We start from the raw sequence: 20,010 nt of genomic DNA, 5'->3' as shown, positions 1-20,010 counted from the left end.
TGGTCGCAGCGCCGGTGTGCACGTTCACAGCGATCACGTCACGGTGCCGTCGGCGCGCGGGTGGGGACGGACCTAGCGGGCCGCGCCGGCCCGCCGCTTGTTGTAGACGTCGAAGGCGACCGCGACGAGCAGGACCAGGCCCTTCACCACGGACTGCATCGACTGGTCGACGCCCATGAGCTGCATGCCGTTGCTCATCACCGCCATGATGAGGCCGCCGACCATGGCCCCCACGACGGTGCCGACACCACCGGTGACGGCCGCGCCGCCGATGAACGCGGCGGCGATGGCGTCCAGCTCGAACATGGTGCCGGCGGCGGGCTGCGCGCCGTTGGACCGGGAGGAGTAGATGACTCCGGCCACGGCTGCCAGGAAGCCCATGTTGACGAAGACCCAGAAGTTGACGACCCGCACCTTCACCCCCGACAGTTGCGCCGCGGGGAGGTTGCCGCCGATCGCGTAGACCTGGCGGCCGAAGACGGTACGGCGGGTCAGCAGGCCGTAGGCGAGGACGAGGACCGCGAGGATGATCAGGACGATCGGCAGCCCCCGCGCGTGCGCCAGTTGCCAGGCGAAGGCCATGATGACGGCTCCCACCAGCAGCACCCGGGCGACGAACAACGGGAACGACTCGACCGGTTGCTGGTAGCGGATGCGCGCCACCCGGGTGCGGAATCCGCCCACCGCGAACCCGCCCACCGCGACGACGCCGATGAGCAGGGTGAACGCGTCGTAGCCCTGCCCGCCCATCAGCCCGTTGAGGAAGCCCGCCGCGATGCGCTGGTATTCGGCCGGGAACGGCGACAACGAGACGTTGTCGAGCACCCGGAGGGTGAGCCCACGGAACAGGAGCATGCCGGCCAGGGTCACGATGAAGGCCGGGATACCGGCATAGGCCACCCAGAAGCCGTGCCAGGCGCCGACCGCGGCACCGACGGCCAGCGCGGCCACGGCACCGAGCCACCACGGCAGGCCCTGCTGGATGACGAGCACGGCGGAGACCGCCCCGGTGAGCGCGACCACCGAGCCCACCGACAGGTCGATGTGCCCGCCGATGATCAGGATGACCATGCCGATCGCGAGCACCAGGATGTAGGAGTACTGGAGGACGATGTTCGTGAGGTTGCCCGGACTCAGCGAGACGCCGTCGGTCAGGACCGCGAAGAGCGCGACGATGACGACGAGGGCGACGACGATGCCGCTCTGGCGGAGGTTCCTCATGATCAGCGTCCGGGGGTCGCTGATGCCGGTGTGCAGCGCGAGGGCGGGCGCGCTGCCGGTGGAGGTGCGGTCCGGGGTCGGGGTGGACGTGCTGCCGGTCATCCGATGGGTTCCCTGTCCTCTGCCATGAGCTGCATGAGCTTCTCCTGGGTCGCCTCGGCCACCGGCACCTCGCCGGTGATCCGGCCGGCCGAGAGCGTGTAGATGCGGTCGCACATCCCGAGCAGCTCGGGCAGCTCGGAGGAGATCACGATGACCGCCTTCCCGCCGGCCACGAGCCGGTTGACGATCGTGTAGATCTCGTACTTCGCCCCGACGTCGATGCCGCGCGTCGGTTCGTCGAGGATCAGCACGTCCGGATCGGTGAACAGCCACTTCGACAGGACGACCTTCTGCTGGTTGCCGCCGGAGAGCCCACCGACCACGGCCATCACGCTGGGTGCCCTGATGTTCAGGTCGCGCCGGCTCTCCTCGGCGACCCTGATCTCCTCGTTGTCGTTCATCCAGCCGAGGCGGGAGAGCCTGCCGAGCGCCGCCGCCGAGACGTTGCGGCGCACGTCGTCGATGAGGTTGAGCCCGAACCGCTTGCGGTCCTCCGTGGCGTACGCGATGCCGTTCCCGATCGCCTCCGCCACGGTGCGGGCCCGGATCTCCCGGCCGCGCAGGAACAGCCGGCCGGTGATGTCCCGCCCGTACGACCGACCGAACACGCTCATCGCCAGCTCGGTCCGCCCGGCCCCCATGAGGCCGGCGACCCCGACCACCTCGCCGGCCCGGACGCTCAGGTTGGCGTGGTCGACGACCAGCCGGTCCTGGGTGGGGTGCCGCACCGTCCAGTCCTCGATCCGCAGCACCTCCTCAGCCGGCGACGACACCCGCGTCGGGTAGAAGCTGGTCAGCTCGCGGCCCACCATGGCGCGGATGACGCGGTCCTGGGTCACCGCACCGGAGCGCACGTCGAACCGCTCGACGGTGCGTCCGTCGCGGAGGACGGTGATCGAGTCGGCGATCGCGGTGACCTCGTTGAGCTTGTGCGAGATCAGGATGCAGGTGATGCCCCGCTCGCGGAGCTGCCGCAGCAGGTCGAGCAGGTGCGCCGAGTCGACGTCGTTGAGGGCGGCGGTCGGCTCGTCCAGGATGAGCAGCCGCACCTCCTTGGCCAGCGCCTTGGCGATCTCCACGAGCTGCTGTTTGCCGACACCGAGCTGGACGATCGGCGTGACGGGGTTCTCCGGCAGCCCGACGGACGCCAGCAGGGCCGCCGCCTCGGCGTTGGTCCGGTTCCAGTCGATGAGGCCGCCCCGACCACGGCGCTCGTTGCCGAGGAAGATGTTCTCCGCGATGGACAGGTGCGGCACCAGGGCCAGCTCCTGGTGAATGATGACGATGCCCAGCGCCTCGCTGTCGCGGATGCCGCGCAGGTGCACCGGACGGCCGTCGAAGACGATCTCACCGTCGTAGCTGCCGGCCGGGTGCACGCCCGACAGCACCTTCATCAGGGTGGACTTGCCGGCGCCGTTCTCGCCGCAGACGGCGTGGATCTCGCCGTGCCGCACCGCGAGCGAGACGTCCCGGAGCGCCACCACACCCGGGAACGTCTTCGTGATGTGCCGCATGTCGAGGATGGTGTCGAGCATGGTCATCCTCCTGCTCGGTCGGGATCGACGTCCCGGTGCGCCCGGGACCGGCCGCACGTCGGGCCCGGCCGGCGGCACCGGGCCCGGAGCGCGGGGTCAGCCCTTCGCGCGCCCGGAGGCGACCTCCTCGGCCGTCCAGTAGCCGGAGTCGACGAGGGCCGGCGTGATGTCGTCCTTGTAGACGGTCTGCACCGGCAGGAGGTAAGCCGGCACGACCTTGACCCCGTTGTCGTACGTCGTGGTGTCGTTGGCCTGTGGCTTGCTGTCCTTCAGGAACGCCTCCGCCGCGACCACCGCCTGCTCGGCCAGCAGCCGGGTGTCCTTGAAGATGGTGGAGTCCTGCACCCCGTCGTTGATCAGCTTGACCGAGGCGATCTCCGCGTCCTGGCCGGTGACCACCGGCATCGTCCGGCCCGAGCTGCCGTATCCGGCGTTCTGCAACGCGGTGATGATGCCCCGGGACAGTCCGTCGTACGGCGACAGCACCCCGTCCACCCGCGCCCCGTCGTGGTAACTCGACGTGAGCAGGTCCTCCATGCGCTTCTGCGCGGTCTCCTGCTGCCAGCGCAGGATCGCCACCTGCTCGATCTTCGTCTGACCCGACGCCACCCGCAGCGTGCCCCGGTCCAGGAACGGCTTGAGCGTGTCCATCGCCCCGTCGAAGAAGAAGTGCGCATTGTTGTCGTCGAGCGAACCGGCGAACAGCTCGATGGTGAACGGGCCGGCCGCGGTTCCCTTCCCGCCGTCCTCGCCCTGGAGGCCGAGACCCACCAGCAGCGCGGTGGCCTGGGCGACGCCGACCTTGTAGTTGTCGAAGCTGACATAGAAGTCGACGTTGGGGCTGTCCCGGATCAACCGGTCGTACGCGATGACCGGGATCTTCGCCTCGGCCGCCGCCTGCAACTGCCCGCTGAGCGCCGTGCCGTCGATCGCCGCGACGACCAGTACGTCCGCGCCCTGGGTGATCATCTGGTCGATCTGCTGGGACTGGGTCGGGATGTCGTCCCCCGCGTACTGGAGATCGACCTTGTACCCCTTGGCCGTCAGCTTCTCCTTCACGGCGTTGCCGTCGGCGATCCACCGCTCGGAGGTCTGGGTCGGCATCGAGACCCCGATGGTCAGATCGGTGGGCTGTCTGCCGGCGGTGTCACCGCCGCCGACCGCGCCCTCACCGCTACAGGCCGCCATGCCGAGGGCCAGCACTGCTCCGCCGAGAGCCACCACGAACCTTCTGCGCACCAGCTTCCCTCCCAGGACCTCGGGCCGCCGGCCGAGGCGGCTGCATTCCGATCAGTGTTAGCGCTAACATCGTCGGCGGTCAACACGTCGGCCGAAATACGGTGGTCACGGTCGCGTAACGGAACCGCGCCAAGGGTCAACACCGGGCCAGCGCGACGCCCATGCCGGGATCCCCGCCATCCAGCCACGCGCCGCCGAGGCCAGACAGCCGCAAACCCGCCACCTCCCGTCGCACCCAGGCCCCCACATGGCAAGGGACGGCGCCGGCGCAGGTCGCGATCCGGCAGCAATTTACCCATTTCCGCCATTTCCGTACCGATAACAAGATTCGCATTTATAATGCTTCCTCGTTATTGACCACCAGAAGCGTTTCACCATTGCGATCATCAATGAATCGCACCTAGGATTTGGTCGGCCCACATAAGGAATCCACGCAGCCGTCGACGACGATGTTGATTGCGTTCCCCACGCACCGTAACGGTGCCCGGATCTTCCAGGAGAAACGCATGACGGAAGAAATGTCGGTGAGTCGTCGAAAAGGGCTTGCCGCCCTGGGCCTGACCCTCGGCATGGCCCTGCTGGGCACGGCGGTGGTGCCCTCAGCGCATGCTGCGGGGAGCACGGCATTGGAAAGCCGGGACACCGCCGGTCCCGCCGGAACGCCGTACAGCGTCACGATCGTCAACAAGTCCGCGATCGACGACGAGAACGCCATCGTGTTCCAGCAGCAGCCGAACCAGCCGTCGGACGTCCACTCCCTGGCGTGGCTGTCGAAGATGTGCCACGCGGGCACCAGCGTCACGTTCTCGTGGACCATCGACTACAACTTCGTCTGGGGCCAGACGGGCACACTCAAGCCCGGCGTCAACTACGACGCAGGCCAGGTCATTTCCGCCGACCTCGAGAACGGGAACACGGTTCCCCTCTCGTACGTCGACGGCGGATTCGAATTCGGCAAGCCGACCTCAGGGGCCGGCAGCGGATCACTGGACATCAGCCAGGACGGATCAGTCCCCGGTTCGGGCTCGCCGGACCAGGGCAGTGTGGGCATCGGAATGTCGGGTGCGGGGACGTTCGTGGTCCCGACCCAGTCGGACACCGGCGCCGGATTCGCGATCACCCCGACCTACTATCTGGCCTTCGGCAGTTACAAGCCCGGCACGGTCGTCTCCGAGAGCATTCTGACCAGTCCCACCCCCCTGGTTTTCCCGGACGGCGAAACCGACGCCACCGCCGTCTTCGACGGCAAGAACTGGACGATCACCTTCGACTGACCGCACGACCGGACCGGGCCCTGCCGCAGGGCCGGCGGGACCAGGCGCTTCGCTGATGACGGAACTCCCGGTGGCCCGGGGACCTGAGGTCCCCCACCACCGGGAGTTCCTCTCGTGTGCGCCATCCCTCGTCCGACGCCACCCGCCGCGCCGACCAGCAGGGCACCGGTGAGCGTCGAAAGTTTCGGGATATGCTGCGGCCGGACCGACCGGTGAGGAGATGCCGTGGATCAGCAACGGGCGACGCTGGCCGAGATCGCGCAGGCCGCAGGCGTGTCGATCCCCACCGTCTCCAAGGTCCTCAACGGCCGTCCGGACGTCGCGGCGGCCACCCGGCAGAAGGTGCAGACCCTGATCGACGAACGCGGGTACACCGTCCGTCGCACCAGCCGACCGGCGCGTCGGGCCGGCCTGATCGACCTGGTCCTGCGGGACCTGGGCAACCCGTGGGCCATGCAGATCATCGACGGGGTGGAGGAACTGGCCTACCGGGCCGGGTTCGGGGTGATCGTCTCGGCGGTGCACGGACGCCACCGCAACCGCCCCGACCGCCGGTGGACCGAGCAGCTCGCCGCCCGCCGCTGCGACGGGGTGCTGCTGGTCCTCTCCGACATCTCCCTCAGCCAACGTGACCAACTCGACGAGCTGGGCATCCCGGTGGTCATCATCGACCCGGCCGGGCACCCGCCGGCCGACATCCCCAGCGTCGGCGCGACCAACTGGGCGGGCGGACTCACCGCCACCGAACACCTGGTCGCCCTGGGCCACGAGCGCGTCGCGGTGATCGGGGGTCCGCCGACCGTGCCGTGCAGCCGCGCCCGGGTCGACGGCTACCGGGCGGCCATGAACGCCGCCGGACACCGGGTGCCCGCCGGCTACGTCCGCACCGGCGACTTCACCGCGCCCTCCGGCTACCGGGAGACCAACGCCCTGCTCGACCTGACCCGGCCACCCACCGCCATCTTCGCCTGCGCCGACGAGATGGCCATGGGCGCGTACGAGGCCCTCTACGAGCGGGGGCTGCGGGTGCCGGACGACATGAGCATCGTCGGCTTCGACGACCTCGACGCCGCCCGGTGGGCCGTGCCGCCGCTGACCACCGTCCGCCAGCCGCTGACCGAGATGGCCGCGATGGCCACCCGGATGCTGCTCAGCCTGGTCGACGGCGAGGAGCTGGGCAGCCACCGGCTCGAACTCGCCACGCCGCTGGTGGTCCGGCACAGCACTCGACAGCTGACCTGATCCCCGGACTTCGACACATGCACATGTTGCACGGAGGTTACGGACCCCCGTACGCTGCCGTGGGAGCGCTCCCGCAACCGGGACGGTGCCGTCGTCCACGGTCGTGACGGTGAGCGCCGTCCGGGCCGGCGGGACGGGTGTGGGCAACCCGCGACGCCTCGTCAGCACCGTGTCGCGCGCCGGAGACCCGGACCGGCGACTCGACGCCATCCCCACCCCCGAACAGAATGAGACGGTTCCGATGACAGACATCCCACGTCCGTTCCGGCGACAGTTGGCCGTGGCCGGCGCGATCGGTGCGCTGGCCATGGGCGCGACCGCGGTCCTGCCGACCGAGGACGCCGTCGCCGCCGCCGGCTGCGAGGTCACCTACACGACCACCAACTGGACCGGCGGGTTCACCGCCTCCATCACCATCAGGAACCTCGGGGACGCGATCAACGGCTGGACCCTCGGCTTCAGCTTCCCCGACGCGGGCCAGCGGGTCGGACAGGGCTGGTCGGCGACATACAGCCAGACCGGCCCGGCGGTGACCGCGCGGAACATGAGCTACAACAGCGTGCTGGCCGGCGGGGCCAGCACGAACATCGGCTTCAACGGCACCTGGAGCGGCAGCAACCCGGCACCGACGTCGTTCACCCTCAACGGCACGGTCTGCAACGGCTCCACGCCCCCGACCACACCGCCCCCGACCACACCGCCCCCGACCACCCCACCGCCGACCACGCCCCCGCCCACCACTCCCCCGCCGGGTGGACAGACGCCGGTGGCTGTCAACGGCCAGCTGCGGGTCTGCGGAGCCAACCTCTGCAACCAGTACGGCAAGCCGATCCAGCTGCGCGGGATGAGCACGCACGGCATCCAGTGGTTCCCGCACTGCTACAACGACGCGTCCCTGGACGCGCTCGCCAAGGACTGGCTCGCGGACCTGTTCCGGATCTCCATGTACGTGCAGGAGGACGGCTACGAGACCGACCCGGCCGGGTTCACCAGCCGGGTCAACAACCTGGTCGAGGAGGCCACCGAGCGCGGCATGTACGCGCTGATCGACTTCCACACCCTCACCCCGGGCGACCCGATGTACAACCTGGAGCGGGCCAAGACGTTCTTCGCCGCCGTCTCCGCCCGGCACGCGAACAAGAACAACGTGATCTACGAGATCACCAACGAACCGAACGGCGTGAGCTGGTCGACCATCAAGAACTACGCCGAGCAGGTCATCCCGGTCATCCGGGCGAACGACCCGGACGCGGTGATCGTCGTCGGCACCCGGGCCTGGTCCTCGCTGGGCGTCTCGGAGGGCGGCAACTCCACCGAGATCATCAACAACCCGGTGAACGCGAGCAACGTCATGTACGCGTTCCACTTCTACGCCGCCTCGCACCGGGACGCCTACCGGGCCGAACTGGAGCGGGCCGCCGCCCGACTGCCGATGTTCGTCACCGAGTTCGGCACCGTCGACTACACCGGTGACGGCGGGGTCGACCTGGCCAGCAGCACCGCCTGGCTGGACCTGCTGGACCGGTTGAAGATCAGTTACGCCAACTGGACCTACTCCGACAAGGCCGAGGGCAGCGCTGCGTTCCGGCCGGGCACCTGCTACGGCGACACGTACGCCGGCACGGCGGTGCTGACCGAGTCCGGCACCTTCATGCGCAACCGCATCCGCACCCCGGACAACTTCCCCACCAGCTGATCCCGACCAGCGAGGAGGCGACGGCGTCCCGGCCCTCGGGGTCGGGACGCCGTCGCGGAGGGTCAGACCGTGGCGCGCAACCGGGCGTCGAGCGCCTCGAGGTCGGGCAGGAACCAGACGTGGTCGCCCCGGTTCGACTCGTGGACCAGGGCGCGCAGCGCGGAACTGGCGGCGAGGTGCCGGGAGATGTCGCCGATCACCACCAGCCGCAGCCGGTAGTTGACGAACTTCTGCATGACCTCGCCGGCGAAACGGGTGCCCAGGGAGAAGAATTCCGCGTCGAGCCGGCTGGCCGGGACGGCCACCACCTCAGCACCGAGGAAGGCCGCACCGACCAGGTCCAACGCGTCCTGCGTGGTGGCCACCGGCGGACCGTCCGGGTCGCAGACCAGCACTCCCACGCCGGCCCGGTCCTGCACCACGTCAGGCATCGTCGGCCTCCCCGGCGAGCAGGCCGTTGTCCCCGTCGAGCAACGCCTCGACCAGGTGCAGCACATCGGCGGTGGCAGCGGCACCCCCGAGTATCACGATCTTCATGCGGTTCCGTTCCTCGTCGTGGACGGTCTGGATGCGCAGGGGCCGAGCGGGATCCCGAACGGTGTTCGCTCCGGCCAGGAGAAAGGTGCCGAGCCGGTCGGCGGCCGCCCGGTCCACGCCGTCGACCTGCACGATGCTCGACACCTCCACCGCCCCCGCTCCTGGCGGCTGCGCCGGTCGCCCGGTCAGCGCGGCGAGGTCGGCCCCGGCGATCCGGTACTGCTTGCCGATTCGGACCGCCCGCAGCCGGCCGCTGCGGATGTAGCCGCGCACCGTGCGTACGTGCAGGCCGAGTCGCTCGGCCACCTGCTCGACCGAATACATCTCTACACTCATCACTCCCTAACCTACCCCATGGGGGACCCGATGAGGAAGTTTACGGTCTTGGCAGGCGTCAGGAACTGGTGAGGATGACGAGTTGCCGGGTCGCTCGGGTCATCGCGACATAGCGGTCGACCGCTCCCTCGATGCCGCCACCGAATGCCTCCGGATCGACGAGGACGACCAGGTCGAACTCGAGCCCCTTCGACAGCTCCGGGGTGAGCGACCGGACGCGGGACGTCGCCCGGAAGGTGGGATCGCCGATGACGCAGGCGGTCCCGTCGGCGTGCGCGGCCAGCCAGGCGTCGAGGATCGAGCCCAGATCCGCAACAGATCCGTGCACGACGGGGACGTCGCCGCTGCGGATGGAGGTCGGCACGTTGGCGTCCGGGAGCACGGCCCGGATGACCGGCTCGGCCTCCGCCATGATCTCTTTCGGCGTCCGGTAGTTGATGTCGAGGGAGGCCACGTTGATCTGGTCGAGGCCGATCCGGTCGAGTCGTTCCTGCCACGACTCCGTGAACCCGTGCCGGGCCTGGGCGCGGTCCCCGACGATGGTGAGGCTGCCGGACGGGCACCGCAGCAGCACCATCTGCCACTCCGCGTCGGTCAGTTCCTGAGCCTCGTCCACGACGATGTGCGCGAACGGCCCGGCGAGCAGGTCCGGGTCGGTGCCGGGCAACGCGGTCTCGTCCACCAGGGCGTCCTGGAAATCCTCGCCACGAAGCATCGTCACCAGGCCCACACCGTATTCGTCGTCGACGGCCTCGATCAGGTCGTCCACGACCCTGGTCATGCGCTCGCGTTCGGCGGCGACAGCGGCGTCGTGCCGTCGCTGACGTCGGGATGCCTCCGGGTCCCCGAGCCGCCGCCGTGCTGCGTCGAGGAGCGGCAGGTCGGACACCGTCCAGGCCTGAGCGTCCCCGCGCTGCAGCTTCCGGACGTCGTCGGGGCTGAGCCAGGGAGCGCACCTTCGCAGGTAGGCGGGTACCGTCCACAGGTCTCCGACGACCTCAGCCGCGTCGAGCAGCGGCCATGCGCGGTTGAACGCCGTACGCAGCTCCGTGTTCCGCAGCAGTGACCTGCGGAGCTGGTCAGCCGGTTCGTCGCCGTCGTGCTTGTCGATCAGGATCGTGAGCAGTTCCGCCCAGATCTGCTCGCGCGCCTCGTTGTGCGGGCTGCCGGGGTCCGGTGAGTCGAACGCCTCGGCCCAGTCGTCGGCGCTCAGCCAGACGTCGGACCAGTCGGTCGTGACCGTCATCCCCTTGGCGGGCGGCTCCTCGTAGAACCTGACGGCCGCCTCGATCGCCCTCACCAGGTTCGCGGACGACTTCAGGAGAGCCACGTCCGGGTCGGTCTCGATCGCCGCCGTGGCTCCCTCGGCGACGAGGTCCCGCAGGGTACAGGTCTGCACATCCTCCTCGCCGAGGCTGGGGAGAACGTCGGCGACGTAGGCCAGATAGGGCTGATGCGGACCGACGAACAGCACGCCGCCCCGGCGGTGACCGAGGCGGGGATCGGAGTAGAGAAGGTAGGCCGTGCGGTGCAGGGCGACGACCGTCTTCCCCGTACCCGGACCGCCGTCGACGACGAGAGCGCCACGGGATCCCGCGCGGATGATGGCGTCCTGGTCGGCCTGGATGGTGCCGAGCACGTCCCGCATCCGGGCCGCCCGGTGACCGCCCAGGCTGGCAATGAAGGCGGACTGGTCGTCGAGCGCCGCGTGCCCGTCGAACCCGTCCGGGGTGAACACCTCGTCCCAGTAGTCGCTGATCCGGCCACGGGTCCATCGGTACCTGCGGCGGCTTGCCAGACCCATCGGGTTGGCGTGGGTCGCTCCGAAGAACGGCGCCGCCGCCGGAGAGCGCCAGTCGAGCAGCAGCCGGCGACCCGCGCCGTCGGTGAGACCGAGCCGTCCGACGTACCCGCGCTCGGAGTTGTCCGCGCTGACCATGCGCCCGAGGCACAGGTCAAGACCGAAGCGACGCAGGGCGCGCAGACGAGTGGTCAGCCGGTGGATTTCCATGTCCCGGTCCAACGCCCCCTGGCCTATGCCGCCCGGCGCCCTGCGTTCGGCTTCGAGGCGTCCGGACAGATCGGCGATCAACTGCTCGAGGCTCTCCGCGACGACCGCGAAGAACTGCTCGTCGTCGGCGACCAGTGTCGGGTCGGCCTTGGCGGTGAGATGGTCGGGAAGGTCAAACGCGCTGGTGGTCAGCGGGGTCACGGCATCAGCTCCGATCGTGTTCCGGGCCCTGGCTCGACGTCCCCGCGCGACCCTTACGTCGACGACAACGCGTACTTACCGACTCCCGTTCTTCGCAGGTTCGGGCTCCGGCCGGCGATTCTGCGGCACGACCCGGGTCTTGCCGCAAGCCCCCCGGTGCGTTATACGTTGAGAGTGGCAAGGGAGTGACTCCTCGTTTTCCCCTTGTCGTCCAGGTGGACGGACGCTGTGCGGAACGCAGGCTCTCCGCGCGCCCGTCGCGTGCCGACGAGCCCACACGAGGGCACGTCGGATCGGCTGCGCCGGCGGGCACGGCCCACAGCGAAGCTCATGATCCGCGAGTCGGGCTCGGGGCTGCTGTCCGGTGGATCTCGGATCGGCTGGTCCGGCGGAGGCTCGGGGCGGGGCGCAGCCAGGTGTGAGGACGCCGGTCCCTGGCGATTCGGCGGGTGACCGCCAGTCACTCCTGGTCACGCCGCGTGTCCGGGGTCGGAGTGTTGGTGGATTCTCACGGTGGGTGACCGGGTGCTGGCTGGCCGACACCCCCGCGCGCCCTTTGCTCTGCACCCGAATGCGCGACACCACTGCCGAGCAGGAACCACGGCGCTGCGACGAGCTTCGGGGTGGGGAACTGCTGCTCACCGAGTGTGCCTGGCGCGTTCAGGGGTGGCGAGATGACGTCTCCGAGCGTCACGGCACGGTCCCCTAGCGCGCGGAGGCGCTGGTCCGGCCGGCCGGAACCGTACGTCGGCCGGCCGGAGCCAGGGATCGTCAGTACCGGGTCCACTTCTGGTTGGGCGTGCCCGCGCAGTCCCAGAGCTGGAGCTTGCCGCCGTTGGCGGTCACGTTGTCCCGGACGTCCACGCACCGGTTGGCGCTGAGGTTGACCAGGTCACCGGTGGCGCTGAGGGTGAACCGTTGGGCCGGGTTGCCGTTACAGGTGACCAGGTTGACCTCGGTGCCGTTGGCGGTGCCGGCCCAGGCCGGGTCCATGCACTTGCCCATCGCCCGGACGGTGCCGTCGGTGGCGAACGTCCACTGCTGCGCGGCGGTGGTGTTGCAGTCCCAGATCTGGAGCTTGGCGCCGTCGACCGGGTTGGCGCTGGGGATGTCGATGCAGCGTCCGCTCCCCGCGCCCCGGAGCCGGGTGGTGCCCGGGGGCGGGTTACCCCCGGAGGTGTAGCCGTTGACCCGGACGTAGTCGACCAGCATCTGCTGCGGGAACCGGGTGGTGCCGTCCGGGTAGCCGGGCCAGTTGCCGCCGACCGCCACGTTGAGGATCATGAAGAACGGGTGGTCGAAGACCCAGCGGTTGCCGCCGAGCCGGCTCGGGTCGACCCGGTGGAACTCCACCCCGTCGAGATACCAGATGATCGAGTTGGGTTCCCAGTCCACCCGGTAGGTGTGGAAGCCGTCGGCCAGCGGGGCACCGATGGTCCGGCTACCGGTGATGCCGCCACCGCCGGAGTAGCCCGGCCCGTGGATGGTGCCGTACACGGTGTTCGGCTCCCGGCCGATGTTCTCCATGATGTCGATCTCGCCCGAGTTCGGCCAGCCCACGCTGCCGAAGTCGTTGCCGAGCATCCAGAACGCCGGCCAGATGCCCTGACCCCGGGGGATCTTGATGCGAGCCTCGAAGCGACCGTACGCCTGGGTGAACGTCGCGGCGGTCAACAGCCGGGCCGAGGTGTACTCGCACCGCCCGTAGTGGCACTGGTAGTTGTTCGGGTTCTCCCGGCGGGCGGTGATGACCAGGTTGCCCTGGCCGTCGTGCACCGCGTTGCTGGTGCTGTTGGTGTAGTACTGCAATTCGTTGTTGCCCCACCCGTGGCCACCGATGTCGAATCGCCATTTGCTCTGGTCGACGGGCGTCCCGGCCGAGGCGTTGAACTCGTCCTGCCAGGTGATGCCGCCGATCGCGGCCTGCGCGGGTTCGTCATCGGCGGGCAGGACGGGGGCTGCGGTGAACCCCACCACCGCAGCGAGGACGAGCGCGAGTGGGCGGACCCGCGGGGGAAGTCGGAATCGGGGCACGGGGATCTCCTTCGCGTGGGGGAACGGTCCAGGCGGCGGCGTGCCATCGGCCGCCGCCCGGCGCGGTGTCGGGTCGGGCGACGCCGGGTGCGCCCACGGCTGGCAGCGGACACCGGTGGTGCCGCTCCCACCCGGCGGACGAGAGAGCGCTCTCTAGCGAAGCATGTCGATGGTTTACGTTTTTGTCAACACTGTTGCCAATTAGGCCGAACGGCCGACGAAGCGCAGGTCGCGCCAGGGATCGCGGCCACGGCACACGGTCCTGCCGTCCCCTCCCGCCGACCGGGAGGGACGACAGGGACAGGCGTCAGGAGGTGACCGGCGGCAGGTCGGCGCAACGAACGGAGGGAGCCCGCTCCACCAGGGCGGACACGTCGTTCCCCGAGGTCATCACCGTCCGGTCGGGTCGGACGAGAGCCGCGCCGACCCCGGCCCGCCGCAGCCAGCGCCCGAGGACCGAGGCCGGATCCACCGGCACCGGCACCACGCCGTGACGCCGCGCCGCCCCGGCCGCCTCCGCCGGTAGCGCCCGGACGGTCACCACCGCGAAGCAGGGACCGACCACGTCGTCGAACCGGCGGCCGTCACCGAGGAGCGCGTTCGGGCAGAGCCGGCCGTGCAGGCTGCGCGGCGACGCGCGACGCTGGCGCAGGGCCGACCGTGGCAGTGGCGGCGTCGCGCTGTCGAGGACCTTCGCCCGGAAGCCGGGCAGGTAGGCCAGGCGCGGAGCGACCACCCGGCGGAGCAGGTTGCCGACCTCACCTCCCTCGGTCATCGCACGGCCGATCACCGTGGCCAGCCGGATCAGCGAGGTGACGTGCGGCCGCCGCTCCGCCTCGTAGCTGTCCAGCACGCTCTCCGGCAGGCTGCCGGCGAGGACGGCGGCGAGCTTCCAGGTCAGGTTGGCCGCGTCACGCAGGCCGGCGCCCATGCCCTGGCCGATGAAGGGCGGAGTGAGGTGAGCCGCGTCGCCGAGGATGAGGACGGGCCCGGCCCGCCAGCGGTCGGCGACCTGGGCGCGGAAGGTGTACTCGGCGCAGCGGGTCACGGTCAGCGCGGTGAACGGCACCTCCCCGGTCCAGGGCCGGACGAGCCGGTGCAGGGTCTCCGGCGCGGAGAGGCCGGCCGCCGTCTCACCGGGCAGCAGGCGGAACTCCCACCGGTACCGCCGCCGGCCCACCCGCATGTACGTCGCGGCGCGCTGTGGGTCGCAGACCTGGTGCACGCCCTCCCACGCGTCGAACTCGGCGTCGGTGTCGACGTCGACCACCAGCCACCGCTGGGCGAAGCCGAGGTCGCGCATGGTGGAGCCGATCAGCGGCCGGACGGTGCTGTTGGCACCGTCGCAGCCGAGCACGTACCGCGCGGAGAGCGTCTCCCCCGCCCCCGACGCACGGTCGACGAGACGCACGCGCACCGGTCGGTCGCCGTCGCGGTCGACGCCGGTGACCTCGACGTCACCACGGAGGGTGACCAGCGGCTCCTCGGCCAGCCGGCGGCGCAGCAGTCGTTCCAGCTCCGGCTGGTCGAACATGTTCGCCTGGGGATGGCCGTGGACGCCGGCCGCCGTACCCCGGTGGAACTCGGCGAGGACCCGGTGGTCGGGAGCGAGCAACCGCAGCCCCTCGGCCGGCCGGGAGATGGCGGCGAACTGCTCGTGCGCCCCGACCCGGTGCAGGATCCGGTAGACCTCGTCGTCGAGGTGCACGGCACGGGGCCGGGGATAGACGTCCGCCCACCGGTCGAGGAGCATGGACCGGACGCCGTGCCCGGCGAGCAGCAGCGCGGCGGTCACACCGGTGGGGCCGGCCCCGACGATGACGACGGGCACCGTCGCGCTCACCGTCCCGCACCGTCCGTCGTGGAGGCCCCGGGACGGGTGGGGACGCGTCGGTGGCGGGGGTCGGCCATCGGCTCTCCTCGGCTGAAGAATCAGGCTCCGGCTGACCACCGTAGAGGGCCCGGCCCGTTGTCGGGGGGCACCCCGCGCGGCCCGGCGGCACCCGTACGGCCGGTCCGGCGTCGAGCCGACCGCCCGTACCCGAGGTCGGGGGCGCTGCCGGCGGCGGAGGAGCCGGCAGCGCCGTGCGGGGTGCGGTCAGAGCCGGGCGCCCACGTCCGCGCCGTTGGCCGGATGCAGGAAGGTCGACCTCGGGATGGACCCGTCCGCCGACCGGGGGCCGGTGATGGTGGCGGGATCGGTGCTCACGAAGCTCCAGGTGCCACCGATGTTCCACGAGTTGTTCGACCCGGTGGAGTTGCCCAGCGACACGTTCGTGGTGTTGTCGACCGAGAGGTTCCGGTTGACCGTGGAGGTCGAGCGGGAGACGTCGAAGCCGGCCTTGCCGTTGTCCCACGCGGTGTTCCGCTCGAACACCAGCGAGCCCGGGTTGCCGTTGTCGATGAACCCACCGGCCGAGTTGCCCCAGGCCATGCTGTTGCGGGTGACGTGGTCGACGGCCGGACGGGGGTCGTTGCCGCCGCCGTTCTTGAAGCCGTTGCCGTCACCGGTGTAGTCGGGCAGGTTCCAGTAGTTGTAGCCGTTGTCGTAGGCGACGCTGTTCTCGATCAGGATGGGCGAGAGGAACAGCCACGCGTCGAAGCCGTCGTCGGCGTTGCGCCAGAGCCGGGCGCCCCGGACCACGTTGCCGGTGCCGGAGCCCTCCTTGATCGCCAGCCCGTCCGCGCTCTCGCCGTTCTTGCGCGGGTCGCGGTTGCCGTAGCTGTCCAGGTCGATGATCTGGTTGCCGGACGACGAGCCCTGGATGTGCAGGCCCGACTCGTAGTTGTCCCGGGTGACCAGCCGCTCGTACCGGCCGTTGTTGGTGTCGACGCCGAAGATGCCGTACGGACCGTTGATGATCTCCAGGCCGACGAACCGCCACCAGTCGCCCTCGACGTGCAGCGCCCCCCGGTCGGGGCGGGGGATGGAGGAACCCACGGCACCCGGGGTGTACGGCATGTTCTCGCCGTCGATGATCACGCGCTCGCCGTTGTGGTTGGTGAGGGTGATCGGCTGCGCAGCGGTGCCGTCCTTGAGGATCTTGATGGTGACGCTCGGGGCATAGGTGCCGCCCCGGACCGCGATGGTGCCGCCGGGCTGCACGAGGTCGTGGGCGCGCTGGATGGTGCGCAGCGGCTGGGCCAGGGTGCCCGGGTCGGCGTCGTCGCCGTTCGTCGCGACGAACAGGGTGCCCGACGGCGGCGGTGCCGTGGTCGGCGGCGGCGTGGTCGGTGGAGCGCTGGTGGGCGGGGTGGTCGGCGGCGGGGTGGTCGGCGGGGTGCCGCCGCCGGTGCTGACCACCACGTCGTCGAAGGTCGCCGACGCGTACGCGGTCTGCAGGCCGATCCGGCCGGCGCTGGACAGCGCGCTGGTGCCCTGGCCGATCACCGTCCCGTCCACGCTGCCCCGGACGGTGGTGCCGGCGACCTCGACGGAGAGGGTGTACCAGGTCCCCGGGGCGACCGTACGGGAGGCGTCGGCGAGCACGGTCACCGAGTTGCCGCTGACCGCCTGCAACTGCACCCGGTTGCCGGGCAGCAGGGCGAGCCGGTAGTACACGGTCGATCCGCTCGCGCGGGCCAGCAGGCCGACGTGGCCGTTCGTGCCGAGGCTGAGCGGCTTCACCCGGGCCTGCACGGTGTACCCGGTCCAGCCGGTGCTGCCGGCGAAGAGTCGGGCGTTCTCGCTGCCGGCATTGGACTGCCGGGCGGCCGGGGACCCGTCGGTGACGACGGCCCAGCTGCCGCCGGACTTGGACCAGCCGCCGGTGTCGCCGTCGGAGAAGTCGTCGCTGAACACGGTGGCGGCGGAGGCGGTCGCGGCGAGCCCGACCACGAACGCGGCGGCGGGGGCGAGCACCGCCGACAGGAGGAGGGCCAGCCGACGCTGGCGGGACGGACGCATGTGGACGTACCTCCGGGGGACGGTGACGGAGGATGAAAGCGCTTTCCCCGCAGACGGTACGAACCCGCATTCAATCCTGTCAACCTCTTGCGGGACGCGCTCCCACCGACACCCGGCAGGCCGGCCCCGTCTCGGGGGCCGGCCGTCGTGCGGTGCGGTGGCGCGTCAGCGCCAGGTGTCGGTGCGGGTGACGGTGCCACCGGACGAGGTGCTGAAGCTGCGGTTGCCGCCGCCCTCCCAGGTCACCGTACCGTCGGCGTTCTTCTTGAGGTACTTGTACTCCACCGCGGTGTTCGGCGGGAGGTTCACCGTGGCCCCCCACACCGGGTAGGCGGCCGAGGAGAGCCGGACCGCGTTGGCCGGGTTCCACGCGCCCAGCGCCGCGACGTTGCCCACGACGTAGACGTTCTGGCCCCAGGCGGTGGTGGCGGTGGCCTGGAAGGAGGTGGCGACCGTCGAGGTGCCGGTGTCCCCCCGGAACGTCTCGGTCACCGTGACGCTGCCGGCCGCCGGGGTGACCAGGCTCCGGTTGGCGCCGGATTCCCAGGTCGCCGTGCCGGAGCTGGTCTTCTTGACGAACTTGAACTCCACCGTGCTGGACTTCGGCAGCTGCACCACGCCCCGGAAGACGCCGCCCTCGGCGGTCAGCTCGACCGCCGAGGCCGGGGCCCAGGAGCCGAGTGCGGGGACGCTGCCCACCAGATAGACACCCTGGCCGGCGGTGGTGGACGCGGTGACGGTGAAGGTGGCCTCGACGGTGTCGACGACCGGTCCGGGGACGTACGTGTCGGTCCGGGTCGCGGTGCCGCTGGCCGGGGTGGTGAAGCTACGGTCGGCCGCCTCCTGCCCCACCACCGTGGACCCGTTCCGGACCAGGTACCGGTAGGAGATCGCGGTGCCGGCCGGCAGCGCGACGGTGGTGGTCCAGGTGCTGCCGTCGCCGGTCAGGGCGACGGAGTTGGCCGTGTTGCCACCGCCGAGCGCGGCGGTGTTGCCGACCAGGTGCAGCGTCTGTCCGGCCTCGAGGGAGGCGGTGGCGGTGAACGTGGTGTTGACGGTGACCCCCGGGGTGGGCCGGGCGTTCACGTGGATGGCGACCGCGTTGTTGGCCGGGATGTTCACGGTGGCCCGTCCACCGGAGACGGTGACCCGGGTGCCGGTGCAGCCGGAACCACCGACCCCGCCGGAAATGACGTCGCAGTACTCGCCGTCGGCGAGGCCGGTGACGAACTGCGCGCTGGTGGCGGTGCCGGAGTCGTTGATACCGATCCAGGCGCGGTCACCCCGGTGGAAGCCGATGACGTTGTTGTTGACGGTGGTGAAGTCGGAGACGGTCTTGACCGACCGCGCCGCGTTGGCCCAGCCGACCATGCCCTTGATCCCGGTGGTCTGGCTCAGGCAGTTCCAGGCGCTGCCACAGACGGTGTCGGTGACGTACCCGTTGCCGTTGTGCGGCGGGGACTGGTTGCGGTTGTTCCAGGAGAAGCTGTCGTAGACCGACGGCTTGCCGTGCGGGTAGGCCAGCGCGAAGTAGTTGGCCAGGACGTAGTCGGTGCCGTTCTTGTAGGACAGGACGACCCCGTCACGCTCCAGGTCGTGGTTGGTGACCATGGCGAAGACGTTCGCGCTCGGCGCGTCCAGGTTCCAGTTGGGGATGTTCGCCAGCGCGGACACCGAGCCCTGGAAGGCGGCCCGGATCCCCTTGGCGTACGCGAAGTCCAGGACGTCCCCGTTGCCGATGAACGCCCGCGCCTTGAGCGCGTCGTTGCTGGCGCCGTCGAAGATCTCCTGGGCCACGTACGGACGCCGGTTCTCCGCGACCGTGTTGTCGAGCTTGCCCAGGATGGCCGCGAAGTCGTCCTTCTTGACATGCTTGACCGCGTCCACCCGGAAACCGTCGACGCCGAGGCCGATCAGGTCGTTGAGGTAGGCGGCGATCTTGTTGCGGACGCTCTCCTTCTCGGTGTAGAGGTCGGAGAGGGAGAGCAGCTCGCAGCTGGTGACCTGGGCCTCGTTGTTCCAGTCGTTGATTCCCCCGTTGGTCGGGCAGTTGTCGCCCGGGCGGTGGAAGTCGCCGTTGCCGTAGGGCACGGCGGGGTAGCTGTAGCCGGAGAACTGGGTGCCGGCGTACCCGACGCTGCCCGCCGGGTTGTTCGTGCCGGCCATGTGGTTGACCACCGCATCCACGTACACCCGCACCCCGGCGGCGTGGCAGGCGGTGACCATGGCGGCGAACTGCTGCCGGTTGCCGAACCGGCTCTCCAGCTTGTACGAGACCGGCTGGTAGACCTCGTACCACGGGTGCACGCCGTCGCTGCTGTTCGGCAGGCTGACCGACTCCTGCGGCGGGGCGACCTGGACGGCGCCGTACCCGGCCGGGCCGAGGTGGTTGGTGCAGGCCGCGGCGACCGACGGCCAGTTCCACTCCCAGAGGTTCGCGGTGACCTCACTGTCGTTCAGGGTGACAGCCGCCCGCGCGGGGGTCGCGGGCACGGTCGCCAGGACCACCGGAGTGGCGGCGGAGACGACGAGCGCGGCGGTGAGCAGGACACGGCCGGCGGGGCCGCGCAGGGGTGATCTCAGACGTTCCATGGCACGAGGACCTTCTTCCGGGGTCGAAGAGGTGCTGGCGAGAGTGGACGGCCGTCCGTGTAGCAGAACGATGAAGGATCGAT

13 protein-coding genes are annotated in these 20,010 nt (G+C 70.3%); 3 read left to right on the top strand and 10 right to left on the bottom strand.

The features are described from left to right. Positions 1–72 precede the first annotated feature (72 nt). The 3 genes from mmsB to chvE form a co-directional block, all read right to left on the bottom strand. Positions 73–1,323, bottom strand: coding sequence for a multiple monosaccharide ABC transporter permease (mmsB, locus tag ACIBJE_RS09530; RefSeq protein ID WP_396745525.1), 1,251 nt, complete (start codon positions 1,321–1,323; stop codon positions 73–75). Next, the gene (gene mmsA / locus ACIBJE_RS09525; RefSeq protein ID WP_396745522.1) at positions 1,320–2,858 is read right to left on the bottom strand and encodes a multiple monosaccharide ABC transporter ATP-binding protein; all 1,539 of its coding nucleotides are present in this window, start codon (positions 2,856–2,858) and stop codon (positions 1,320–1,322) included. Before mmsA ends, mmsB begins: the two co-directional genes overlap by 4 nt. A gap of 96 nt (positions 2,859–2,954) precedes the next feature. Further along, positions 2,955–4,097 (bottom strand): multiple monosaccharide ABC transporter substrate-binding protein, encoded by a 1,143-nt coding sequence (chvE, locus tag ACIBJE_RS09520; protein ID WP_396745519.1) that lies wholly within the window; start codon positions 4,095–4,097, stop codon positions 2,955–2,957. A gap of 506 nt (positions 4,098–4,603) precedes the next feature. Between chvE and ACIBJE_RS09515 the strand changes: the two genes are divergently transcribed. The 3 genes from ACIBJE_RS09515 (at position 4,604) to ACIBJE_RS09505 (ending at position 8,309) form a co-directional block, all read left to right on the top strand. Then, complete coding sequence (locus ACIBJE_RS09515) at positions 4,604–5,371, top strand: hypothetical protein (protein WP_396745516.1); 768 nt, start codon at positions 4,604–4,606, stop codon at positions 5,369–5,371. 225 nt (positions 5,372–5,596) lie between these two features. After that, positions 5,597–6,613, top strand: a complete 1,017-nt coding sequence (locus tag ACIBJE_RS09510) for a LacI family DNA-binding transcriptional regulator (RefSeq protein ID WP_396745513.1) — start codon at positions 5,597–5,599, stop codon at positions 6,611–6,613. A 241-nt stretch (positions 6,614–6,854) separates the two neighbouring features. Then, a complete protein-coding gene (locus ACIBJE_RS09505) occupies positions 6,855–8,309 on the top strand; it encodes a cellulase family glycosylhydrolase (protein WP_396745510.1) in 1,455 nt (484 codons plus the stop codon). 62 nt (positions 8,310–8,371) lie between these two features. On the opposite strand, the gene ACIBJE_RS09500 is transcribed toward ACIBJE_RS09505, so the two are convergent. From ACIBJE_RS09500 to ACIBJE_RS09470, 7 genes are all read right to left on the bottom strand, one after another. Beyond that, a complete protein-coding gene (locus ACIBJE_RS09500) occupies positions 8,372–8,740 on the bottom strand; it encodes a DUF4180 domain-containing protein (protein WP_396745507.1) in 369 nt (122 codons plus the stop codon). Next, positions 8,733–9,182 carry a helix-turn-helix domain-containing protein gene (locus tag ACIBJE_RS09495; RefSeq protein WP_396745504.1) on the bottom strand — a complete coding sequence of 150 codons (450 nt, stop codon included), beginning with the start codon at positions 9,180–9,182 and terminating at the stop codon, positions 8,733–8,735. Before ACIBJE_RS09495 ends, ACIBJE_RS09500 begins: the two co-directional genes overlap by 8 nt. A gap of 58 nt (positions 9,183–9,240) precedes the next feature. Next, the gene (gene helR, locus ACIBJE_RS09490; protein WP_396745627.1) at positions 9,241–11,385 is read right to left on the bottom strand and encodes an RNA polymerase recycling motor ATPase HelR; all 2,145 of its coding nucleotides are present in this window, start codon (positions 11,383–11,385) and stop codon (positions 9,241–9,243) included. Between the two features lie 780 nt (positions 11,386–12,165). Beyond that, a complete protein-coding gene (locus ACIBJE_RS09485) occupies positions 12,166–13,428 on the bottom strand; it encodes a family 16 glycosylhydrolase (protein WP_396745501.1) in 1,263 nt (420 codons plus the stop codon). Between the two features lie 307 nt (positions 13,429–13,735). Next, on the bottom strand, positions 13,736–15,271 hold the full coding sequence (locus ACIBJE_RS09480) for a bifunctional 3-(3-hydroxy-phenyl)propionate/3-hydroxycinnamic acid hydroxylase (RefSeq protein ID WP_396745498.1): 1,536 nt from the start codon (positions 15,269–15,271) through the stop codon (positions 13,736–13,738). Between the two features lie 255 nt (positions 15,272–15,526). Continuing rightward, positions 15,527–17,335: a LamG-like jellyroll fold domain-containing protein gene (locus ACIBJE_RS09475; protein WP_396745495.1), complete on the bottom strand. Its 1,809-nt coding sequence runs from the start codon at positions 17,333–17,335 to the stop codon at positions 15,527–15,529. Positions 17,336–17,500: 165 nt separating this feature from the next. Then, the gene (locus tag ACIBJE_RS09470) at positions 17,501–19,927 is read right to left on the bottom strand and encodes a carbohydrate-binding module family 20 domain-containing protein (protein WP_396745492.1); all 2,427 of its coding nucleotides are present in this window, start codon (positions 19,925–19,927) and stop codon (positions 17,501–17,503) included. Positions 19,928–20,010: the final 83 nt, after the last annotated feature.

It is taken from the genome of Micromonospora sp. NPDC050187 (genome assembly GCF_044459745.1).
In the GTDB taxonomy this organism is placed as follows: Bacteria; Actinomycetota; Actinomycetes; order Mycobacteriales; family Micromonosporaceae; genus Micromonospora.
The sequence above is the reverse complement of the archived record's forward strand: the minus strand, read 5'-3'. Positions and strand labels throughout refer to the sequence as shown.

What these genes read in the sequence shown, in the direction of transcription:
- ACIBJE_RS09495 (WP_396745504.1), bottom strand. Translation starts at nt 9,182, where the DNA reads ATGAGTGTAGAGATGTATTCGGTCGAGCAGGTGGCCGAGCGACTCGGC.
- ACIBJE_RS09515 (WP_396745516.1), top strand. Translation starts at nt 4,604, where the DNA reads ATGACGGAAGAAATGTCGGTGAGTCGTCGAAAAGGGCTTGCCGCCCTG.
- ACIBJE_RS09500 (WP_396745507.1), bottom strand. Translation starts at nt 8,740, where the DNA reads ATGCCTGACGTGGTGCAGGACCGGGCCGGCGTGGGAGTGCTGGTCTGC.
- mmsB (WP_396745525.1), bottom strand. Translation starts at nt 1,323, where the DNA reads ATGACCGGCAGCACGTCCACCCCGACCCCGGACCGCACCTCCACCGGC.
- ACIBJE_RS09475 (WP_396745495.1), bottom strand. Translation starts at nt 17,335, where the DNA reads ATGCGTCCGTCCCGCCAGCGTCGGCTGGCCCTCCTCCTGTCGGCGGTG.
- ACIBJE_RS09505 (WP_396745510.1), top strand. Translation starts at nt 6,855, where the DNA reads ATGACAGACATCCCACGTCCGTTCCGGCGACAGTTGGCCGTGGCCGGC.
- ACIBJE_RS09470 (WP_396745492.1), bottom strand. Translation starts at nt 19,927, where the DNA reads ATGGAACGTCTGAGATCACCCCTGCGCGGCCCCGCCGGCCGTGTCCTG.
- mmsA (WP_396745522.1), bottom strand. Translation starts at nt 2,858, where the DNA reads ATGCTCGACACCATCCTCGACATGCGGCACATCACGAAGACGTTCCCG.